We start from the raw sequence: 766 nt of genomic DNA, 5'->3' as shown, positions 1-766 counted from the left end.
CTGATCCCATCTCGAACTCAGAAGTGAAACAGACTTGCGCCGATGATAGTGTGGAGTTTCTCCATGTGAAAGTAGGTCATCGCCAGGGTTTTATTAAATAGTCACGAAAGTGGCGAACCACTTTCAAGTGAAAGTGAAAATTGATAATGCTGGCGTAGCTCAGTTGGTAGAGCAACTGACTTGTAATCAGTAGGTCCTGGGTTCGATTCCTAGTGCCAGCACCATCTTAAATGAAGTCAGGTACAGTAATGTACTTGACTTTAATAAATTCCTGAAAGAAAATGGCATTCTTTTTGGAGGGGTTCCCGAGCGGTCAAAGGGATCAGACTGTAAATCTGACGGCTCAGCCTTCGAAGGTTCGAATCCTTCCCCCTCCACCATTTTTAAAAAAAGAAAAAAGCGGGTGTAGTTCAATGGTAGAACTTCAGCCTTCCAAGCTGATAGCGTGGGTTCGATTCCCATCACCCGCTCCAAATGAGCTAATAGATTAGAAGATCAAATCAGTCTGTAGCTTAAAGCCCACATAGCTCAGGCGGTAGAGCACTTCCTTGGTAAGGAAGAGGTCGTTGGTTCGAGTCCAGTTGTGGGCACCATACAATTATCAACTTTCTATAGGGGAGATTTTCCGATGGCAAAGGAAAAGTTTGAGCGAAAAAAGCCGCACGTAAACGTAGGCACGATTGGTCACGTTGACCACGGTAAAACCACACTGACTGCAGCTATAACAACGATTATGGCGAAAAAATTTGGTGGTACAGCGAAAGCG

The 766-nt window shown here is 44.8% G+C and carries 1 protein-coding gene, 4 tRNA genes and 1 rRNA gene; all 6 read left to right on the top strand.

All coding sequences use genetic code 11. The annotated features are described in order from the left end of the window. Positions 1–88: ribosomal RNA gene (gene rrf, locus E1O89_RS15330) — 5S ribosomal RNA — on the top strand; the annotation flags it as partial. A gap of 60 nt (positions 89–148) precedes the next feature. Next, a tRNA-Thr gene (locus E1O89_RS15325) sits at positions 149–224 on the top strand. A gap of 71 nt (positions 225–295) precedes the next feature. Further along, a tRNA-Tyr gene (locus tag E1O89_RS15320) sits at positions 296–380 on the top strand. 19 nt (positions 381–399) lie between these two features. Continuing rightward, a tRNA-Gly gene (locus E1O89_RS15315) sits at positions 400–473 on the top strand. 44 nt (positions 474–517) lie between these two features. Further along, positions 518–593 (top strand) — tRNA-Thr (locus tag E1O89_RS15310). Positions 594–628: 35 nt separating this feature from the next. Then, positions 629–766, top strand: a 138-nt coding sequence (locus tag E1O89_RS15825) for a GTP-binding protein (RefSeq protein WP_410054776.1), incomplete at its 3' end; no start/stop codon positions are given.

This window comes from Legionella genomosp. 1 (genome assembly GCF_900640215.1).
Classification (GTDB): Bacteria; Pseudomonadota; Gammaproteobacteria; order Legionellales; family Legionellaceae; genus Legionella_C; species Legionella_C quinlivanii_A.
This window is presented reverse-complemented; position numbering and strand designations above follow the sequence as displayed.